This is a genomic window from Aquamicrobium lusatiense (assembly GCF_014201615.1).
GTDB lineage: Bacteria > Pseudomonadota > Alphaproteobacteria > Rhizobiales > Rhizobiaceae > Mesorhizobium > Mesorhizobium lusatiense.
This window is the reverse complement of sequence record NZ_JACHEU010000001.1, coordinates 1649948-1669810: the sequence shown is the minus strand read 5'-3', so window position 1 is coordinate 1669810 and position 19863 is coordinate 1649948. Positions and strand designations below refer to the sequence as shown.

The window sequence follows — 19863 nt, the reverse complement described above, 5'->3', positions numbered from 1 at the left end:
CATGAAACGGACCGGCAAGCTGGACTATCTTGAAATGCCTGCATCGGGAGGTGCGCTGGACAGCGTGAAAGCCTTCTACAGCGCGGCCTTCTCATGGTCGTTCACAGACTATGGCCCCAGCTACTCTGCTTTCAGTGAAGGACTGGACGGCGGTTTCCACACTGATTCAGGCGAGGCCTCATCAAAGCCGCTTCCTGTTCTCTACAGCGAAAATCTTGAAGAAACACTGGAGGCCGTGGTGTCGGCCGGCGGACGCATTGTTCGGCCAATCTTTTCATTTCCGGGCGGTCGCCGTTTCCACTTTACCGATCCCGCAGGCAATGAACTTGCCGTCTGGAGCGAATAGCGAAACTACCCTCTGCAGTGCACTGGCAATGCTGATCCGCGTTTGCGCTTGCAGACTTTTTGGCGCTCCCGATATTGCGCGTTCTCCTTCCTCATTCCCGGCAAAATTAAATCCACTGCACGCAGCCTTCCTTTAATATGACGGATTGTGCTTTTGATTTTCACTGCCTATAAGGCCGCTCTGTCCGATCAAGGATATTTCCGTTGGGGCGTAGCCAAGCGGTAAGGCATCGGTTTTTGGTACCGACATTCCCAGGTTCGAATCCTGGCGCCCCAGCCACTGCGTGAACAACGACAATATCACAGCCCGTTCACCAGTGATGGCCCATGCTGCATTGGGGCTTGGACCGCTTCAGGATTGGTCACGAACCTTACATCACCGGGTCTGACACATCAGCCGCGATTCCGGGTGGTTAAGTACCCACACCGCCGAGACCCGCTTCGACCAGGTCAGCCTACCGCCGAAACGATCGAAAGTGTCCCGGTTACATTGCGTATGAAGCTCAGGAGCTTGCACGCGAACCAGACCGGCGGAACTCACGGTGCAACGGTAGGGCCAACACACCACCACCCACGATGAGGCGCTATCCTATTCGCCTGAGGTCATTGCCGGATGTCAGAACCGTGATAAAAAAGCTTGCCTCTGTGGTTCCATCCCTGCAGCCGTCTTCAACCGCCCAAGGCTTTCGGCAATCCATTCAGCTTATTGGATCATCGCCCGCCAAACCAACGCTGATCGGATCCCATCATCCGCAGGATAATATCCTGCAGCTGCGCAAGGTATTGTCACAGCTGACATTCTACAGTACCCGCTACCTTTGATCTTCCCAAAATGAAAGCTCTTGAAATGCAGCTTCCCTTTATCGATCTGGCCGCCCAGCAGACCCGCATTCGCGCGGCCCTCGAAAAATCCATCCTCAACGTTCTCGACGATGGCAAGTACATCATGGGGCCTCAGGTCGCACAGCTGGAAAAGCAGCTGGCCGATTTTTGCGGTGCCAAACACTGCCTTTCCTGCGCCAACGGCACCGACGCGCTCCAGCTCGCGCTCATGGCGCTGGGCGTGAAGGCCGGCGACGCGGTGTTCGTGCCGAGCTTCACTTTCGCAGCGACGGCGGAAGTCGTCCCTCTGGTCGGGGCGACCCCTGTTTTCGTGGATGTCCTGCCCGACACCTTCAACATGGATCCGGAGAGCCTGAAGCGCGCCATCGCCCATGCCCGTACGCTCGGCCTCAATCCGGCCTGCGTCATCCCGGTCGACCTGTTCGGCCTTCCCGCCGACTACGACGTCCTCATCCCCATCGCCCGCGAAAACGGCATGAAGGTGATCGGTGACAGCGCGCAGGGCTGGGGCGGCGTCTACAAGGAGCGCATCACAGGCTCGCTGTGCGACATCACAACCACGTCATTCTTTCCCGCCAAGCCGCTCGGCTGCTACGGCGATGGTGGCGCGCTGTTCACCAACGATGACGAACTTGCAAAGCTGATCGACTCCTACCGGGTGCACGGCAAGGGCTCGCACAAATATTACAATGAGCGCATTGGTCTCAACAGCCGGCTCGACACGCTTCAGGCCGCGATCCTCCTCGAAAAGCTGGCGATCTACGCCGACGAGGTCGAGGCCCGGCAGGAGGTTGCCCAACGCTACAGCAAAGGCCTCTCCGGCCACTACGAGACACCTTTCATTCCGGAAGGGCTGAAAAGCATCTGGGCGCAGTACACGCTCAAGCTCGCTTCAGGTGAGGAGCGCGAGGCGTTCCAGAAGCGCGCAAGTGCAGCGGGCGTTCCCACCGTCGTCTACTATCCGGTTCCGCTGCACCGTCAGAACGCCTACAAGGATTTTCCCGCCGATCCTGCGGGCCTGTCCGTCAGCGACGATCTGGCAGGCCGGGTTATCAGCCTGCCGATGCATCCCTACCTCGCATCGCAGGTGCAGGACGGCATAATCTCAGCGGTGATCGGCTGATATCTAGAGTGTGGCGAGGTTCAGGACCTCGCCCACGACCGTGGCCGTTCTGGATATCTCTTCCCCGGTCAGGGTTGGATGGACCAGAAACATCAGGCTGGTCTCTCCCAGTTCGCGCGCCACTGGCAGGCGATCGGCCGGTCGCCATCCGGTGCCGTCGAAAGCCTTCTCAAGATAGACCTCGGAACAGGAGCCCTGATAGCAGGGCACGCCCCGCGCGACGATCTCGCCAATGATGCGGTCACGGCTCCATTCCGCCGACAGATTCTCCGGCCTGACATAAGCGTAAAGCTTGTAGAATGCGTGGCGTGTCTCATTGTTGTGGTTGTTAGCATCCTTGCCGGGCACAGGTGCGCGCACCGGGCAGCCCTCGCCCGCGAAAGGCGCCAGTGCCTCAAGAATCTTTTCCGCGTTGGCCGTACGCGCGGCCGTCCAGTCAGCCATGCGCGCCAGTTGTATGCGACCGACTGCGGCCTGCATCTCCAGCATGCGCCAGTTTGTGCCGAAGCTCTCGTGCAGCCATCGGAAGCCCGCCGGGTGCTCGCGCTCGTAAACCGCCTCCCAGCTCTTGCCGTGATCCTTGAACGACCACATGCGTGACCAGAGCTCGCGATCGTTTGTCGTCACCATGCCGCCCTCGCCGCCCGTGGTGATGATCTTGTCCTGACAGAACGACCACGCGCCGACATGGCCGATCGCGCCGACCGAACGGCCCTTGTAGCGCGCGCCATGAGCCTGCGCGCAATCTTCGATCACCTTGAAGCCATGGCGCCCGGCGAGCTCCATGATCGGATCCATGTCGCACGGCCACCCGGCGAGATGCACGGGGATGACGGCCATTGTCCGCTCTGTCAGAACGGCCGCGATCGTTTCAGCTGTGATGTTGCCGCTGTCGCGGTCGACATCAGCAAAGACGGGCGTAGCTCCCGCATTGACCACGGAGGACACCGAGGCAAGGAAGGTGCGCGGCGTGACCACCACCTCGTCGCCCGGTCCGATGCCAAGACCATGGAGCGCCACATCGAGCGCCAGCGTACCGTTGCCGAGCGCGACCGCATGATCCGTACCGACCCACGCGGCGAACTCGCGCTCGAACATCCGGCACTCATCACCCGTCCAGTAATTGACCCGGTTTGAACGCATGACCCGCGAAACCGCCTCGACCTCTTCGTCAGTGAAGGAGGGCCATGGGGAGAAAGGTGTGTTGAGCAAGGCAGGCTCCTACAATATTTTTTCTTTGAACGGTCGTGCCGGCACGCCCACATAGGTTCGGTGAGGGGCGAGGTCACCAACGACGGCGGCACCTACCCCAACGACTGCGCCGGAGCCAATCGTCACGCCCTGCCGGACCGAGCAGCCCGTTCCAAGCCAGACCTTCTCGCCGGTCTTCACATTCCCGGAAAGCGTCGCGCCGGGAGCGATGTGGCTGGCCGTCCCGATATGGCAGTCATGATCTATGCGTGAGCCGGTATTCAGGATGGCCGCATCTCCGATGCGTGCACCCGTATTGACGATAGCGCCAGCGGCAACGAACACGCCCTCCCCCAAACCAGCAGCGCGACTGACCACGGCAGACGGGTGAACGATGCAGGGAAGCCGGAACCCATGGGCGCGCAGGCGCATAAAAAGCTCCAGCCTGCGTTCGTTGTCGCCTATGGCCGCTATCGCCGCCGGCCAGTCACCCGCCAGATCCTGCATCTTTGCAATCGGCCCCAACACCTCGAAGGGGCTGCCGGGTTTCACCGTTGCATGCGCATCGTCCAGAAAGGCGACAGCATCATAGCCGCAATCAAGAGCGGCATCGGCTACGACGCGGCCGTGCCCGCCGCATCCCAGCACGAGGAGCCGCTTCGTCATGAACGCCCTCCTCTTCCGTCGAAGCGCGGCATGGTTGCCTCGCCATCAGCGGATATTCCGGAGCGTTTCAGGACCTTGCCAATCGTAGCCACAATGATTTTCAGATCGAGCCGGAGCGAACGGTTGTCCACATACCATATGTCGAGAGCAAATTTCTCTTCCCACGACAGGGCGTTGCGACCATTGACCTGCGCCCAGCCCGTGACGCCCGGCCGAACTTCATGCCGGCGCGCCTGCTCGGGCGAATAGAGTGGCAGATATTCCATGAGCAGCGGGCGCGGACCGACGAGGCTCATATCGCCCTTCAGCACGTTCCAGAGCTCCGGAAGCTCGTCAAGACTGGTCGAGCGCAGGAACTGACCGAAAGGCGTAAGCCGGTCAGCGTCCGGCAGCAGCGCACCATCCGTGTCCCGCGCATCTGTCATGCTGCGGAACTTGAGCATCTCGAACGGCTTGCCGTCCTTGCCGGGCCTGACCTGCCGGAACAGGATCGGACTGCCAAGCCTGCGGCGGATCAGGAGAGAAAGGACGACAAGCAACGGCGACAGAAGAGCAAGCGCACATAAAGCAACAACAACGTCGAAGAGACGCTTCATGCCACTCTCACGCTCCCTTGCCGGCGAGATGCGAGCGCATCGATGGCGCCGGACGTTCGCTTGCCGCTCGCTCCAGGACATGGATGAGATCAGAGGCAAGCTTGTCGCGCGAGAAGCGGTCCCGCGCTAAGCTTCCGGACGCATCACGCGCGCGCTTCATGGCTGCTTCATCGTGGAGAAAATCGCGCAATTTCGACGCGGCCGCCACTGGGTCACCGTGATCAAGCACGACGCCTGCGCCTGTCTCCCGCAGCACATCCGCCTGCCAGCCACCGTAATTTATAGCCAGCGGACGGCTCGCAGCGAGAGCGTCGAAAAACTTGTTGGCACTGTTGTGCCACATTGCTTCCAGCGGGATAAACAAGGATGTAGATACCGTTGCTGCATTGAACAGCGCCGGCACCTCGGCTTTCGGCAGGGATTCCTCGATAAAGAAATTCTCACCCAACACGCCGAGTTCCCGGGCCCGAGCACGTACCAGATCGACCTCTGCTCCCCCACCGACGGCAAGAAAGCGAATTTCCGGATCGAGCGGCCGCATGGCGGCGGCAAGTTCGGCCAGATAGGCAACTCCGTTTATCTTTCCGAAGGTACCGGCATAAATAACCAGAGGTCGCTCACCTAGCCAGGGCCGCTTGTTTCGGAACGACTTTCCATGCTCTGCGGAAACGTCGAATGTCGCTGTATCGCAGCTGTTGGGGATGCAGTGAATCTGATCGGCCGGATAGCCCGTTCGCGCAACACCTTCGCACATGCCCGGCGAGAGGCCGACAACCTGCGCGGAATTGAAGTAGGCCCATTTCTCCAGATAACGTGCCACCGGCTTCGCGAATGGAAAATTGAGAGCGCCCATGGCGATAGGGAGTTCGGGCCAGAGATCCCGAACTTCGAAAACCAGCGGCACCTTCCGCCGTCGACTGGCCTTTACTGCCGGTATGGCCACCGTGAGTGGCGTACTCGTGGCAAAAACAACGTCAGCATCCAGTCCGGCTGCATATCCTCCCGCCCGCCTCGCGAAAGAAATAAATGCCAGAATCCGGCGCATATAGCTCATGCTGTTGTTGTAAGGAACCGGCAGCCAGTGAACATCGATCCCGTCAATTTTTTCACGCACCCATTTGTTACCCGACAGCTTTCCATCGGTCCGCGAGGCGATCATGTTGACCTGATGGCCGGCTGCAACCATGCGCCGTGCCATCTCGTATGAGCGGGTCCCCCCAGCCATCTCCGGAGTAATGAAGTACTGGTGAATGTAGGTTATTCTCATACGATTCCAGGGCGGGGGGTTGCGGTCGCCGCATCGGCAACGCAAAAGGCAGATAGCGCAATGCCAGTGGATACATCCAGCGGGAGTTAGATATAGCAGGCCCGTCAAAAAAAAAAGCACGAAAGAGCCTAGGGTGCATGTTAGGCGGAAATCGGCGACCGAAGATGCCTCCTTCAACAGACCGGCTGTATCATAGCCATTTTTCCTACTCTGGAGAGAAAACTTGAAAGCAACTGTGTTCGGGACGGGATACGTCGGTCTGGTTCAGGCTGCCGTGATGGCGGCAAGCGGGCATGAAGTGGTATGTGTCGACAAGGACGCAGAGAAGATCGCCAAACTTGAGCAAGGCATAATTCCCATCTTTGAGCCGGGCCTTGAGGAGATCGTTCTCACCAATCGCAAGAATGGACGACTTCGCTTCACGACGGATCCGGAAGTCGGCGTGAGCCACGGCCTTGTTCAGTTCATCGCTGTAGGCACGCCGCCCGATGAGGACGGCGCCGCAGATTTGAAGTATGTGCTCGCTGTCGCCGACACCATCGGTTCGCTGATGTCGGAAAAACGAATTGTCGTCGTCAAATCCACCGTACCGGTAGGTACCTGCGACCAGGTCAAAAGAACCATTGAAGCGAGGCTTTCAAAACGGGAACGCTCGCATATCCCGTTCGATGTCGCATCAAATCCCGAGTTCCTCAAAGAAGGTTCTGCCGTTTCAGACTGTCTCAAGCCCGATCGGATTATCCTGGGGACCGCGAGCAGCGAGACCGAGGCAATCATGCGGGAATTGTACATGCCGCAAAATCGCAATCACGAGAAGATGATCGTGATGGACGTCCGTTCTGCGGAAATGACAAAATATGCCGCCAATACGCTGCTGGCGACCAAGATCTCCTTTATCAACGAAATCGCAAACCTTGCCGATATTCTCGGCGCCGACATTGAGATGGTCCGCAAAGGGATCGGCAGTGATCCCCGTATCGGCTACCATTTTATTTATGCAGGTATAGGATACGGCGGTTCCTGTTTCCCAAAAGATGTGCAGGCCCTCATCCGTACCGGCGATCAGCAGAAATATGACATGCACCTGCTGAAGGCCGTCGAGGCCCGAAACGCGACTCAAAAAAGGGTGCTTCTCGACAAGATCCTTCGGTATTTCGACGGTAATGTTGAAGGTCGCACCTTTGCCTTGTGGGGTCTGTCATTCAAGCCGAACACAGACGACATGCGCGAGGCGCCCTCCCGCGCAATTATGGAGTCTCTCTGGGAAAAGGGAGCCCGCATCCGGGCCTATGACCCCAAGGCAATGGACGAATGCAGGCGCATCTATGGCGACAGGGAAGATCTGATACTTGTCGAACAGCAGGAGGACGCTCTCGACAACGCTGATGCCTTGATTGTAGCGACTGAATGGAAGTCCTTCTCCGCACCCGATTTCGACGAGATCGCAGCGAAACTGAAATCGCCTGTAATCTTCGACGGTCGTAATCTCTACGATCCGCATCAACTCAAGCGTCATGGACTCGACTACTTCGCCATCGGTCGCAATGGGCTGACCTCATCGGCGCCGGCAGACCTGCCCATCAAATGACAGCAGTGCTCCGCGTACCTAACCCGTTTCCGGGTTAAGAGAGTTGTCATCCGAAGGCCATGAACAGAGTGATGCCGCTACGGCGGCGTGACTGTATTCATCCACACCCTGCACCAACCGCTTACACTCGCGCCAGGCATTCATCACGCAAGGCGCAAACCATGGAAAACACGGCCAACCTTACCCTCCCCTATATCATGCCCTCGCAGGCGCAGAAGCATGTGACGCACAATGAGGCGTTGCGAATGCTGGATGCAATCGTCCAACTCTGCGTCATCGACCGGGATCTCATCACACCGCCGTCGAGCCCGCAGGATGGTGATCGTTACATCGTCGCTCCGGGAGCGGTCGGCCCGTGGGAAGGTCGCGAAGGCTGCATTACGGCATGGCAGGATGACGGATGGGCGTTTTTTCTGCCGCAATCCGGCTGGTTGTGCTTCGTGGCCGATGAAAGAGCGTTGCTCTGCTGGACCGGCACCGCATGGGACAGCGCGGCATCAACGCTCGGCGCCCTCCAGAATCTCGCGCTTCTGGGTGTCGGCACCGCGGCAGACGCAACCAACCCCTTCGCCGCAAAGGTCAACAACGCGCTTTGGGCAGCGCGCGCCACAGACGAAGGCGGCAGCGGCGACCTCCGTTACATCATGAACAAACAGGGGCCGCAGCACGCCCTCTCGCTGCTGATGCAATCGAACTGGTCTGGTCGTGCCGAGATCGGTCTCGCCGGCAGCGATGACCTGTCGTTCAAGGTCAGTGCGGACGGCGCTGCCTGGACGGAGGCCCTGCGCATCGACCGTGCGAGCGGCAGGGTCGATCTTCCGCGCACCAACATGCTCACCGATTTTGCCGTAAGCCTCCTGCCCGACAGCGGTCGCTTCGCCGGCAACGCATCGAAGGAGGTCGGTGTTGGCAGCTTCGTGTTCCCGCCATACTTGTCGCTGACGAACGGCGCAACCGCGGCGGATTCAGGCAAGTTCATCACCAACAACAACGACTATGGCGGCTCCGCAGGGGCGCTGACCGGACATGCCAAAGACCTTATCGACAAGATCCGCGCCGCAAGCAATCGCCGCTACGGCATCGAGTTCCGGATCGCCACCGTGACGCATGGTCCGGGAACGGCCTCCCCTGTGACGGTGGGCGGGGTTCCCTATCATTTCAGCCTGTTCCTCACATTCGGTCCGCGCGCTCCCGCGATGACGTTTCACTGCTACCTGCGTGCGCTGGATCGGCCGATCCTGTTCTGGCGTCGCAGCGCCGGCCAGACGCTCGTGCGGGACGGCGTCAGGATCAGTAACCACGTCGTCATCGACCCCGCCGACGGATGGGTCTCTATGGCATGTGAGGACAGGCAGGACCCGCGCAGCTACGATGGCTACAATCCAACGCCACTGAACGTCAGTGCGCAGGTCTCCGGCGACCGTTATCTCATCGCGTGCCCCGCGCTCATGGCCGGCATCACACGTGTCGATCCCGACGCCGGCGTCATCTCCGGCATCAACAGATGGATGCCGTGACAGCACAGGGCAGCGCCATTCATGCGTTCACGGGAACGCCGAATGGCTTTTTGTTTCAGCCCGCCTATGCAGCGCCGGCTGATCCATCCAGAGGCAACGATACTCCAGATCAGCCGATGGGCCTCAGAATGCCGCCCTCCTCCGCGTACCGCTCGCCGGTGCGCGGGCAGGTGAGGGTCTCATCAAGGATCTCTCCGGCCCGGGACACCCAGCCGATACGGCGCGCCGGCACGCCCACCATCAGCGCATAGGCAGGAACGTCCTTCGTCACTACCGCGCCGGCACCGATCATGCAGTATTCGCCGAGCTCGTGACCGCACACGATCGTTGCATTGGCCCCGATGGTCGCGCCCCGGCGAACATGCGTCGGCCGGAACTCGTCCTTGCGCTCGATTTCCGCGCGCGGGTTGAGCACGTTGGTGAACACGCAGGATGGGCCGCAGAACACGCCATTTTCAAGTTCCACGCCCTTGTAGAGCGAGACGTTGTTCTGGATCTTGCAGTTGTCGCCAACCGTAACATCCGGTCCTGCCACCACGTTCTGACCGACCGAGACATTCCTGCCGATCCGGGTTCGCGGCAGGATATGGCTGAAATGCCAGACCTTGGTGCCTTCGCCAATTTCGACACCGTCATCGACATAAGCACTTTCGTGGACGAAGGGCTGCGCTGAACTCATGCATTTTCTCCCAACGGGGCAGATTCAATCAGATTAGTGGCCAGAGATTTCTCCGCCCGGTCAAGCACACGAAGCACGGCAAGCCCCTCGCGCCCGTCAGTCCGTGGAGCCGTGCCGGCCTTTATGGACTGGATGAAATGCCTGCACTCCTGCTTAAGGGGCTCTTGCTTCTCAACCGCGACGCGCTCCCCGTCTGCCTTGGCGGGAGCGGGAACAGGTCCCGCCACATCGACGATGTGACGATAAATGATGAGCTTGTCATCCCAGTCGGGCTGGCTGTCTTCGAAAACCGCCATCCCCTTGTCGCCGATCACGACCAGACGCTGCTCCTTGAACGGATGCATCCACGAGGCAAGGACGTGCGCCGCCGCGCCACCGGGAAAGCGCATCTGCACCGACACCAGATCGGCGACCCCCGGCGTGAAGGCGACATTGCCCTGCGCCGAAACCGTGACCGGCTCTTCACCGACGAGCCCGAGAATCATCGAAATGTCGTGGGGAGCGAACGACCACAGCACATTTTCCTCGGTCCGGAATTTTCCGAGCGACAGGCGGTTGGAATAGACATGGAGCAGACGCCCCAGTTCACCGGCCTCCACCATCGCACGCAACTTCAGATAGACCGGATGGTATTGCAGCAGATGACCTACCATCAGCGTCAGCCCTCGCGCCTCCGCCAGCGCGCAAAGCTCCGCCGCCTCAGCGACATCGAGCGCCAGCGGCTTTTCCACATAGACATGCTTGCCTGCTTCAAGCGCGGCCTTCGCCTGCCGGTAGTGCAACCCCGCCGGGGAGGCGATGGAGACACCGTCTACACCGGCGTCCGACAGGACCTCCTCAAAAGTGGCGGCACGAACCCCGTAGCTCGCTGCCGCCGCTTCAGCTGCCTTCGGATCCGGGTCCACGACAACCGCGAGATGGCCAAGTTCGTGGAAATTGCGCGCAAGGTTGCGGCCCCAGTAGCCGTGCCCGACATGTGCGATCGACGTCATTTCAATACCTTCATTATGCGTGTGCTTTCATGGCGGTAGTGGCAGATCACGCCGGCTCCGCGCGCGCGGTGCTGCGCGTCAGTATCTCAGCGATTGTCTCGGCTGCCTTGCCATTCCCATAGGGTTGCGCATCGACACCGCGCGTACCCAAAGCCGCCCTGATGATCTGCGCAACATCGCCTCTGGCGGGCGATACCAGCCTGTTCCAGCCAAGCTCGATCAATTCCACCCATTCGGTCTCATCGCGCAGGGTCACGCAAGGCACATGGTAGAAGAATGCCTCCTTCTGGACGCCGCCGGAATCGGTAGCGATCAGCGCAGCCTGCGATTCAAGCGCAACCATGTCGAGATAACCGACAGGCGGCACGGTCTGAACTTTTTCGAAGGCAAGACCGGCAGCTTTCATCCGTGTCTGCGTGCGTGGGTGCAGCGGCAGCACGACCGGCAGCGTTGCCGCAACCGTTTCGAGCGCGGAAACGATATTGGCCAGCCTGGCCGGATCGTCGGTGTTCTCCGCGCGATGAATCGTGGCCAGCACATAGCGGTTCGGTTCTACCCCCAGCCGGGAGAGGAGTTCTCCACGCTGTGCGGCGATGGCCGCGAACTGCATCGCCGCGTCGTACATGACGTCTCCGACCGGGAAAACACGTTCGGCGGCAACCCCCTCGCCCCGCAGGTTTTCAACCGCCGCCCGTGTCGAGGCAAACAGGATGTCGGACAGCTGATCTGCGACGATACGGTTGATTTCCTCCGGCATAGCACGGTTGAAGGAGCGCAAGCCGGCCTCGACATGAGCAACCGGAATATGCAGCTTGGCCGCAACAAGAGCCCCCGCCAGCGTCGAGTTGGTGTCGCCGTAGACCAGAACCCGGTCAGGCCGCAATTCCTGCAGCACCGGCTCCAGCTTCTGCATCATCGCCCCGGTCATGGCGCCATGCCCACCGCCATGCACGTCGAGGTGATGGTCGGGCGCGGCGATGCCGAGTTCTTCGAAGAAGATATCCGACATATCCGCATCGTGATGCTGGCCGGTGTGGATGAGCACTTCCCTGACCAAACCGGTAGCGGCCAGAGCCTTGCTCACCGGTGCGACCTTGATGAATTGCGGCCTGGCGCCGACGATCGTGGCAATGGTCTTCATTATTCCATGCGTTCCTCTTATTGCCTTAAGCCGAGGGCGTTATGCCTTGGGCAACAAGACAGTATCATAAAGCGCGAGAAGCTTTTTTTCCTCGATCGCCCAATTGTAGCGCTCATGCACTGCCCTCTGACCGTTCTCTCCCATCCGCCGCGCCAGATCGGGATTTTCTACCAGCCTGTCAATAGCTTCAGCGATCGCCGCCGGGTCGAGTGGATCAACGCAGATGCCGCAATTGTTGCCTTCCACGATCTCTCGCCATAGCGGAAAATCGGATGCGATCAGTGGAAGACCTGCAGACATGTACTCAAACATTTTCACAGGCAGGGAATCGAGGTAGGCAGGAGTGGGGTGAAGGGTTACAAGTCCGGCCATGGAGCGAGACAAGACATCGCGCACTCGCGAGCGATCCAGAAAGCCGAGTTCATCCACTTGCACCCAACCGGGCATTGCCTTGACTTTTTCGTGAGTATCCTTCTCGATAAAGAGGCCTCCAAGTTCGAGCCGCGCACCGGTTCGCGATATCTCCATCGACGAGACCATCTCCACAATACCGCGTGTGGCAAAGACGCCGCCGACATAACAAACCTCCCGTGCCTTCTGCTCCCATCGCACGGCGCCGTCCAGTTCGCCGAGCATCGGGAAATTGTTGATGTCAGTCGATCTAATGTCGAGAGCCAGGAACTTATCGCGAATAACGGGCGTCGCCGCCACGACATGGTTCAGCCTGCTACAGGCAAACCTTTCGAATCCCGCTATGGCCATCGAGATCGGTTTCCGCACGAACGGATGAAGATAAGCCTTAGATAGGATCTGCTTTGGCACATCCTCATGCGCATCGAAGATTACCCGCTTGCCTCGTCGTTTCAGCTTTAGGCCCACAGGAAGCAATTCCGGATCGTGAAGATGGTAGAGGTCGGCATCAAGCTCAAGCGCAGCCTTCAAAACCCGGCTTGTCGCGCGTGTCATACGATCAAGCCTTCCGCCAGGCTTACCGACATCGAGAATACGAACGCCTTCCTTTTGTTCTTCGCCTTTGCCGTCAGCCACGATCAACGTCACATCATGACCATTAGTCGCAAGGCTGCGGCACATTTTCAGGAAGATGCGGGTGTCGTAGCGAGGATGCGCAGAAGTGAGGTGTGCTAAGCGCATTTTTCGGTGCTCTCCCACTCTGTTTTTTGGAGAGCTCGATAACATTCGACGAGCTTTTCTGCCTCACGCTCCCAATTGTAAGTCACGGTGACAGCTTGCCGCCCGCGCTGCCCCATCTGTTCGGCCTGCTCCGGATAATCAAGAATCCAACGCATCGCCTCGGTAACCGCGTCAACATCAAGTGGGTCGACAAGCAACCCGCAACCTGCTCCCTCCACGATCTGCCGCCATAGTGGAAAATCTGACGCAATAACGGGGAGGCTGGCCGACATATACTCGAACAATTTGTTAGGCTGAGCCAAATCGTGGTTGGGACCGGGGTGAAATAGCACGAGCCCCGCGCGGGATCGCTCGAACACATCTGCAACACCACTCCTCGGTAACCAATTTCGAAAACGGACATACTTCCAGCCAGGCCGCTCCTTCATCTCGTCCTGTAAGGATTTGGAACCAAAGGCACCAGCGAGTTCGAGCATAGCCCCCTCGCGGTGAAGCCTTTCCATGGCATCTATCATCTGCCGAATGCCTCGGTGGCCAGTAATCCCGCCAATAAAGGCAAACTGTTCCGGTCGCTCGGCATGGGAGACAGGATGCAAAGCCGACAGTTCATCCAACATGGGGAAATTCTGGATCAGAACAGTCTTATGCTCGGGGAAACGGCTGGCGATATGGGGAGTGGCTGCAACGATGCGCGTAAAGACGCGGCTTCCGATCCATTCGAGCACGGAATAACCCAAGCTAGCAGCGCGTCGAAAGAGCAATGAAAAGCGAGTATTCATTACCTGCTGTCGATAATCTTCATGAACATCATAGACCACCCGCCAGCCTGTCAGCGCCAGGAAAATCGCCAGCGGGAGGAACATTCCGTCGTGGAAATGAATCACATCGGGCATTTCCTCCCGAACCCGGCGCATAGCGCGCCACATAGGCACGAGCCGACTGGCGAACCGCCCTTCGGCGCTACCAACATCGACAACCCTCACTTTGCCGGAATTCTCATCGCCTTGCCCGTCCCCGACGACAAACGCAACATCGTACCCTGCTTCCGAAAGACTGGCGCATTCCTTGAGCAAAATACGCGTATCGTTGCGCTTATGCAGCGTAGCTATGTGAAGGGATTTCATGGATACGGCCATAAGACTTGCAGACTTCCGTAGAGAACTGCTGAGAGAAACAGAGGGACAAAGAGAGGCCGGATCATACGAAAGGTTCCGATCCCCACAAGCCTGCCCACAGCGAGAATGAAAGCAAAATAAACAAGAATGCTGGCAAATGAAAACAGCACTATCGCCATTTTTTCAGACCCTTGCCAATACCCAACGAGAATTGCAAGGCATCGCAAGGTGAAAAGAGTTGCCTGAAGCAAGGTGTTCGTTTTCTGCGCCTCTAAACCGATCAGCGTAACCGACAGAGGCGAGGCGACCAGTTGCCAGCCGGCCCACAAAGCGGTCCATGATATGATCATACTCGCCGGAACCCACGCCTCCCCGAATAATATTCGAACCAGAGGAGACGAAAGCGCAGCAAGAAGAGTGAAGGCAGGAAAGCCAATATAGGCCAGCGCTGAGGTCAATTTCAGCACGGCGGCGGCACCGGAACCGGAGCGATTTGCTTCTATAATATGCGGCAGAAATACTCTCGCGGCCGCTTGACCGATCAACGATATAGGAGCGGCCACAAGACGCGTAGCGAAGGCATAATATCCGACCAGCATGGGAGAAAAGAAAGCGGCAAAAAGCATGACCGGAGCCTGCGTACCGGCAACATTAAGCAATCCTGACCAACTATCGTAAATTGGAAAATTCCGAAAACGGCGCGCCGCCCAAATCGCCCCTTCCGAAAGCGGCCTCGGCACGAGACGCCAAAGCCGCATTGCACCAGCAGACTGTCCAACGATCTGGCCGATTATCAGCCCTGCCGAACCAAAGCCAACCATTCCCAACACAATCTGAACACTTGTTCCAGCCACCCCTTGCTGTACCCGCGTCAACGCGAGTTGGCCGAACTCCTTTTTTCGCGTAGCCCAGCCCCGCCCAATGTTGAAGAAGCTGATGGTGGCCACAGCCAGAAGCAGAAGCCCGATAAACTGCCAAGCATACAGACCAGCAGGCAAGCTGAACCTGAAAGATAGGGCCAGCGCCCCTGCCCCGACTACCACTATTACCGCTAATGCGGAGATCAACGCCACAGCGGTAATTTGCCGGGCGACACGCTCCCGCGAAGGAATGGGAATTGCAAAATCATAGCGCAATGTCGATACGGCGGTAATACACACAACCACAGCGGCGAAAAGACCGGCAAATCCGTACTCCGCCGGGGAGTAGATGCGGGTCAAAACCGGCAACGCCGCCAGTGTGACCAACTGCCCCACGACAGTACCGCCAACAAGCTTCGCAATATTGCGTAAGAACGGGGAAAAATTTCCTCCTATGCCCATATGTCGAAAAGAGAATATCATCTAAGACAATCCAAATCCGCCGCCTTTCAAAAATATAACAATCATACAGACCCCTATGGATAATATCGGAGCAGTAATTATTTCATATGAACATTATCTTTTATGGTATTTTGGAAATTAAATACCTGACCCCACATAGCTCCAATCAAAAACCACAGCGGCATCCATGTCCAAAATGATGCCAGCACGGCGACAATCAACAACGGTAAAGTGATTGATTTAAGAGTTCGACTGACTCCCAGCGAGTAAACGGACCATACAAGTCCCGCAAAAGCTGGAAAGAACAACAAGCTTCCAATGATTCCGAGATGTGTTTGCACTGAAAAAACCGAGTGCAGATAGTAACCGGGTGATCCGGTTACGACATCGGCAGCCAGATCGCCAAAAACAGGGTTTACCGAAAGCTGCTCAAGGCCTCTATCCAGCCAAATCTCAACGCGAGACTGAATGCTGCTACCGCCGATGGAATTTACAGCGTCCATCAGGTCGCAAATCCAAACAATCGAATAGGAGGCATACCAGAAATCAGATTAATCATCCAGAAATATGAGCCTGCCGTCGCAGCGACTATAATGGCAAACCGAAGCAAACCTTCTGCATCCCAAGTCCGAAGAGAATACCAACTCTGGTAGCCAAGGGCGGTCGTATTGATCAGAAGTATCAGAACGGCCGCCGAATTTGAGCCCAGCGCTTGCGCCAACAAAAATCCAACAATAGAAGCAAAGCATGCCACCATCGTTAAAAAAAACGTCTTGATAATCGATTTAGACCAGTAAAACTCTAAAATTCTCAAAAAAACTATTACCCCAATAACGAGATACACCCCATATAGCTGATAAGAAACCTCATCCTCAGAAACATTAATCAAGAAAACATCAGTTCGCATCAAAGGATATATATTATATACTGCATAATATAATACTGCAGAAAAAGACATCAAACCAGTAAAATCAATAAACTTCCTCCTCCTATACAGCCACCCGGATTCGAGACCGTAGCGCCCGAAGGCAACGTAACCGAGCAAAATTCCGGGCAAAAGACGGTCAAAGAAATTTCGGACAAAGGATGCTGAAATTTCACGGTCCCAGTGAATTAGAGCCATCACGAGAGCATATATCAAGAAAAATGCAACTGCCGTCCCCTTCCATGAGAAAGCTATCGGCATAAGAGCCCGCGGCACAAAACCATGGGCTCTCGTGAGAAGCACGATGCACAGAGCGAACGCTATATGGGCTGGCCGAAGCAACGTATTGTCACCAGTCACGGTAAGATACGTCAACCCAAATATAATCGCCGAAATATACAGAAGAGCAAGACCCCGCGCAGGAGAGTCTGCAATCATATCTACGCCTTCACCACGTTTTCTTTCGCCTCGCGATACTTGCCTCTCGTATCGACCATCAACTTCGCATGCTGGGCGATCATCCCATAGTCGAAATCCGAATGATCCGTCAGCAGGACTACGCAATCATATGCTTCCACCGACTCCGGTGTGAGATCCACCGACTTCAGATCGAATTTGTGCTCGCGCATCTTCGGAAAGACTGGCACGTTCGGATCGGAATAGTCGACCAGTGCACCGCGATCACGCAGGATCTCCATAACCAGAACCGAAGGCGACTCGCGCATGTCGTCCACGTCGCGCTTGTACGCAATTCCGAGAGCAAGAACACGGCTGCCCTTGAGCGATTTCTGCCGCTCGTTCAACGCATCAGTTATCTTGGTCACCACCCATTCCGGCATATCACGGTTAATTTCGCCTGCCAGCTCAATAAAATGGGTGGAGAGCCCGTATTCGCGTGCTTTCCATGTCAGATAGAACGGATCAATCGGGATGCAGTGGCCGCCCAGGCCCGGGCCCGGATAATAGGGCGTGAACCCAAATGGCTTGGTGGCGGCCGCATCGATCACCTCGTAGATGTCGATGCCCATGCGATCAGCGATGATCTTCATCTCGTTTACCAGACCGATATTCACCGAGCGGTGGATGTTTTCCAGGAGCTTGGTCAGTTCGGCTGCCTGCGTTGAAGAAACCGGCACCACGCGATCGATGACAACTCCGTAGAGCGCCTCACCGGCGGAGCGGCAGGCAGGCGTCGCCCCACCCACCACCTTGGGAATAGTGCGGGTGGTGAAGTTCGGGTTGCCGGGGTCCTCGCGCTCGGGCGAATAGACGAGAAAGAAGTCCTCGCCAATCGTCAGGCCCCGCTTATCGACGAAGGGGCGCAACACCTCCTCGGTCGTCCCCGGCCACGTCGTGCTTTCCAGCGACAGTATCTGGCCGGAACGCAGATACGGCGCAATCGTCTCCATTGTGCTGGTGATGAAGGACAAATCCGGTTCACGATGGCGGCTGAGCGGTGTGGGAACGCAGATAATGATGGCGTCGACTTCCGGAATGCGCGCGAAATCAGCGGTCGCGGAGAATCCCCCGCCACCATCGAGGCGATCTCGGCACCGGGAATATGCTTTATCGGGCTTCGACCGGAGCGGAGAATCCCCCGCCACCATCGAGGCGATCTCGGCACCGGGAATATGCTTTATCGGGCTTCGACCGGAATTGAGATTAGAAACCCTGTCTCCATCGATATCGAAGCCAAGAACCCTGAAGCCAGCCTCGCTGAAGCGCAACGCAAGCGGGATGCCAACATAACCGAGACCGAGTATGCCGATAACCGATTTTTTTGATGCAATCTTTTCGAGAAGCAATGAATTTCTCCTAAGGGAATACAGGTCGCCTAGCTGTTCAGATTTTTATGCATTTGATGGCGGTGGACGTCTTATACTTCCCGCTATCAACACTCCCGTGACACTCAACAGAAGCCCTGCCAGTCCGGCGGCTGCGACGATCATCAGGCTTCTTAGAGAGATCAACGGGCTGTCACCAAGACGCGGGCCAAGAAGCGGCTCAAACAGTTCGCCGCCGCGTGTACGGAGTTGATCCTCAGCAAGCCGCAACATCTGAGAATATTGCGACGTCAATGTGTTAAGAGCAGCCGCCGCATCTCCAACGAAGTTTGTAGTGATCGTAATTTCATTGCCACCGATGGTAGCGCTCTCGCGCTCCTTCTCCAGCGCAGCGAGTTCGTTCATCAACCCTCGCCGCTCATCAAGAACCTGCTTTACAAGGCCGGCATAGGAGCCACGCTCCGCAAGTTCCACGATGCTGGAAAATGCAGAATCGCCGATCTGAATGGTGCTTGCTTGCTCCGTCTGCATAACCGGGGCCTGGGAGACCTGCTCCGATCGGCCGCTACGCTGATAATCACCGAGCCCCTTGAGAGCAGCGTCGGACGCCTCGATCTGGCGATTTTTTTCCGCGATATCGAGGCGCAATCGGTTCATATAGGCTTGTGCCGCGGTGTCTCCAGACTGGAATGCCCGTGCTTTCAACACATTGAAATATATCGCCTGGAAATTCCTCAGCTCAATGAGAAGGTCTGCCGGAGAAACGCCGTTCGCGACCCTGAGCATGGAAAGACGATTGTCTTCCAGAAACTTGTTCACACCCTCGACCATCGCCGAGACGCGATTGTTGGCAATGAGGATGCTCGCCGTTGTCTCCAAGTCCTCCTCGGTCCGTGTAACGGCAAGGTCCGCAAGGCCACGGTCGGTGAAAATGCGATATTTCGTGGTGTAGACAAGACTCCAGAGGCGGGACACATCCGCGGCGAGCGCAAGGCCCCGTTCACTGTCGAGCCCCAGCAGTGGGTAGTCCACCGTAATCCTGAGAGCCGAACGCATGGAGGTACGCAACTCTTCAAGATAGCTTTGATTGAGGGCCTGTATCTCAGCCTGCGAGAGATTACGTGCCGAAAGCCTGTCCTGATAGGATTTGGCGATTCCGCTTGAAATCGGCGAATCATAAGCCACGGAAATTGCGTCATTCAGGTTGATGTCGGCCGGAATATCGTACAATCGCCGGATCTCGGTCAGCACCTCGGGGACGAGAAGATCGCGGGGCGAAAATTCTGAACCATTTGGATAACGCTGGTTTTCGATGTTTCGCAGCGACACGAGATAAATCACTTGTCGGCTTTGTCCAAGCGCCGAAAAAACGATGGCAAGCACCGCAACGCCAACAAGCAACAGAGGAATAAAGACGACCAGTCCGCGCCATTTCCACAGCCGCCAGAATATGTCTGAAAGGGAAACACCGCTCTCTTGGTCCGCATTTTCCGACATTTTCACCTCAAATGATTTCGGGCTGTTAGCTTCGGGAATAAGAAGTGCCTTATACAATTCCCACCGGCTTCGCCAAACAAATTCAACGACGTTTTGGTCTGAGACCGTGTTCCGGCGTGG

The 19863-nt window shown here is 57.3% G+C and carries 18 protein-coding genes and 1 tRNA gene; 5 read left to right on the top strand and 14 right to left on the bottom strand.

Annotated elements, in window-relative coordinates; translation table 11 throughout:
• Position 1 precedes the first annotated feature (1 nt).
• From HNR59_RS07980 to HNR59_RS07970, 3 genes are all read left to right on the top strand, one after another.
• Positions 2 to 346, top strand: coding sequence for a VOC family protein (locus HNR59_RS07980; protein ID WP_183828327.1), 345 nt, complete (start codon positions 2 to 4; stop codon positions 344 to 346).
• Positions 347 to 550: 204 nt separating this feature from the next.
• Positions 551 to 625: transfer RNA gene (locus tag HNR59_RS07975), tRNA-Gln, on the top strand.
• 552 nt (positions 626 to 1177) lie between these two features.
• Positions 1178 to 2311: a DegT/DnrJ/EryC1/StrS family aminotransferase gene (locus HNR59_RS07970; protein WP_246374534.1), complete on the top strand. Its 1134-nt coding sequence runs from the start codon at positions 1178 to 1180 to the stop codon at positions 2309 to 2311.
• 3 nt (positions 2312 to 2314) lie between these two features.
• Here HNR59_RS07970 and HNR59_RS07965 read toward each other — a convergent pair whose 3' ends face one another.
• From HNR59_RS07965 to HNR59_RS07950, 4 genes are read right to left on the bottom strand one after another with little or no spacing between them, the layout of a single operon-like run.
• Positions 2315 to 3523, bottom strand: coding sequence for a DegT/DnrJ/EryC1/StrS family aminotransferase (locus HNR59_RS07965; protein ID WP_183828325.1), 1209 nt, complete (start codon positions 3521 to 3523; stop codon positions 2315 to 2317).
• 9 nt (positions 3524 to 3532) lie between these two features.
• Positions 3533 to 4168 (bottom strand): acetyltransferase, encoded by a 636-nt coding sequence (locus tag HNR59_RS07960; protein ID WP_183828322.1) that lies wholly within the window; start codon positions 4166 to 4168, stop codon positions 3533 to 3535.
• The gene (locus HNR59_RS07955; RefSeq protein ID WP_183828319.1) at positions 4165 to 4764 is read right to left on the bottom strand and encodes a sugar transferase; all 600 of its coding nucleotides are present in this window, start codon (positions 4762 to 4764) and stop codon (positions 4165 to 4167) included. The genes HNR59_RS07960 and HNR59_RS07955 overlap by 4 nt, the downstream gene beginning before the upstream one ends.
• Positions 4765 to 4771: 7 nt before the next feature.
• Positions 4772 to 6031: a glycosyltransferase family 4 protein gene (locus HNR59_RS07950; protein ID WP_183828316.1), complete on the bottom strand. Its 1260-nt coding sequence runs from the start codon at positions 6029 to 6031 to the stop codon at positions 4772 to 4774.
• A gap of 223 nt (positions 6032 to 6254) precedes the next feature.
• On the opposite strand from HNR59_RS07950, the gene HNR59_RS07945 reads away from it, so the two are divergent.
• The gene (locus HNR59_RS07945; RefSeq protein ID WP_183828313.1) at positions 6255 to 7619 is read left to right on the top strand and encodes a UDP-glucose dehydrogenase family protein; all 1365 of its coding nucleotides are present in this window, start codon (positions 6255 to 6257) and stop codon (positions 7617 to 7619) included.
• A 161-nt stretch (positions 7620 to 7780) separates the two neighbouring features.
• Positions 7781 to 9136, top strand: a complete 1356-nt coding sequence (locus HNR59_RS07940; RefSeq protein ID WP_183828310.1) for a DUF2793 domain-containing protein — start codon at positions 7781 to 7783, stop codon at positions 9134 to 9136.
• 109 nt (positions 9137 to 9245) lie between these two features.
• On the opposite strand, the gene HNR59_RS07935 is transcribed toward HNR59_RS07940, so the two are convergent.
• The 10 genes from HNR59_RS07935 to HNR59_RS07890 form a co-directional block, all read right to left on the bottom strand.
• Positions 9246 to 9815: an acyltransferase gene (locus tag HNR59_RS07935; RefSeq protein ID WP_183828307.1), complete on the bottom strand. Its 570-nt coding sequence runs from the start codon at positions 9813 to 9815 to the stop codon at positions 9246 to 9248.
• The gene (locus HNR59_RS07930) at positions 9812 to 10807 is read right to left on the bottom strand and encodes a Gfo/Idh/MocA family protein (protein WP_183828302.1); all 996 of its coding nucleotides are present in this window, start codon (positions 10805 to 10807) and stop codon (positions 9812 to 9814) included. Before HNR59_RS07930 ends, HNR59_RS07935 begins: the two co-directional genes overlap by 4 nt.
• 46 nt (positions 10808 to 10853) lie before the next feature.
• Entirely contained in the window at positions 10854 to 11948 is a 1095-nt protein-coding gene (gene wecB, locus HNR59_RS07925; RefSeq protein ID WP_210307229.1) for a non-hydrolyzing UDP-N-acetylglucosamine 2-epimerase, read from the bottom strand.
• Positions 11949 to 11987: 39 nt separating this feature from the next.
• A complete protein-coding gene (locus HNR59_RS07920; protein ID WP_183828300.1) occupies positions 11988 to 13100 on the bottom strand; it encodes a glycosyltransferase family 4 protein in 1113 nt (370 codons plus the stop codon).
• Positions 13091 to 14224, bottom strand: a complete 1134-nt coding sequence (locus HNR59_RS07915) for a glycosyltransferase family 4 protein (protein ID WP_183828297.1) — start codon at positions 14222 to 14224, stop codon at positions 13091 to 13093. Before HNR59_RS07915 ends, HNR59_RS07920 begins: the two co-directional genes overlap by 10 nt.
• The gene (locus HNR59_RS07910) at positions 14221 to 15558 is read right to left on the bottom strand and encodes an oligosaccharide flippase family protein (RefSeq protein WP_183828294.1); all 1338 of its coding nucleotides are present in this window, start codon (positions 15556 to 15558) and stop codon (positions 14221 to 14223) included. Before HNR59_RS07910 ends, HNR59_RS07915 begins: the two co-directional genes overlap by 4 nt.
• A 77-nt stretch (positions 15559 to 15635) precedes the next feature.
• Positions 15636 to 16040 (bottom strand): hypothetical protein, encoded by a 405-nt coding sequence (locus HNR59_RS07905; protein ID WP_183828291.1) that lies wholly within the window; start codon positions 16038 to 16040, stop codon positions 15636 to 15638.
• Positions 16040 to 16900, bottom strand: a complete 861-nt coding sequence (locus tag HNR59_RS07900) for a hypothetical protein (RefSeq protein ID WP_183828288.1) — start codon at positions 16898 to 16900, stop codon at positions 16040 to 16042. The genes HNR59_RS07905 and HNR59_RS07900 overlap by 1 nt, the downstream gene beginning before the upstream one ends.
• 2 nt (positions 16901 to 16902) lie before the next feature.
• Positions 16903 to 18267, bottom strand: coding sequence for a nucleotide sugar dehydrogenase (locus HNR59_RS07895; RefSeq protein WP_281379412.1), 1365 nt, complete (start codon positions 18265 to 18267; stop codon positions 16903 to 16905).
• Between the two features lie 45 nt (positions 18268 to 18312).
• Positions 18313 to 19800 (bottom strand): hypothetical protein, encoded by a 1488-nt coding sequence (locus tag HNR59_RS07890; RefSeq protein ID WP_183828285.1) that lies wholly within the window; start codon positions 19798 to 19800, stop codon positions 18313 to 18315.
• Between the last annotated feature and the right edge of the window lie 63 nt (positions 19801 to 19863).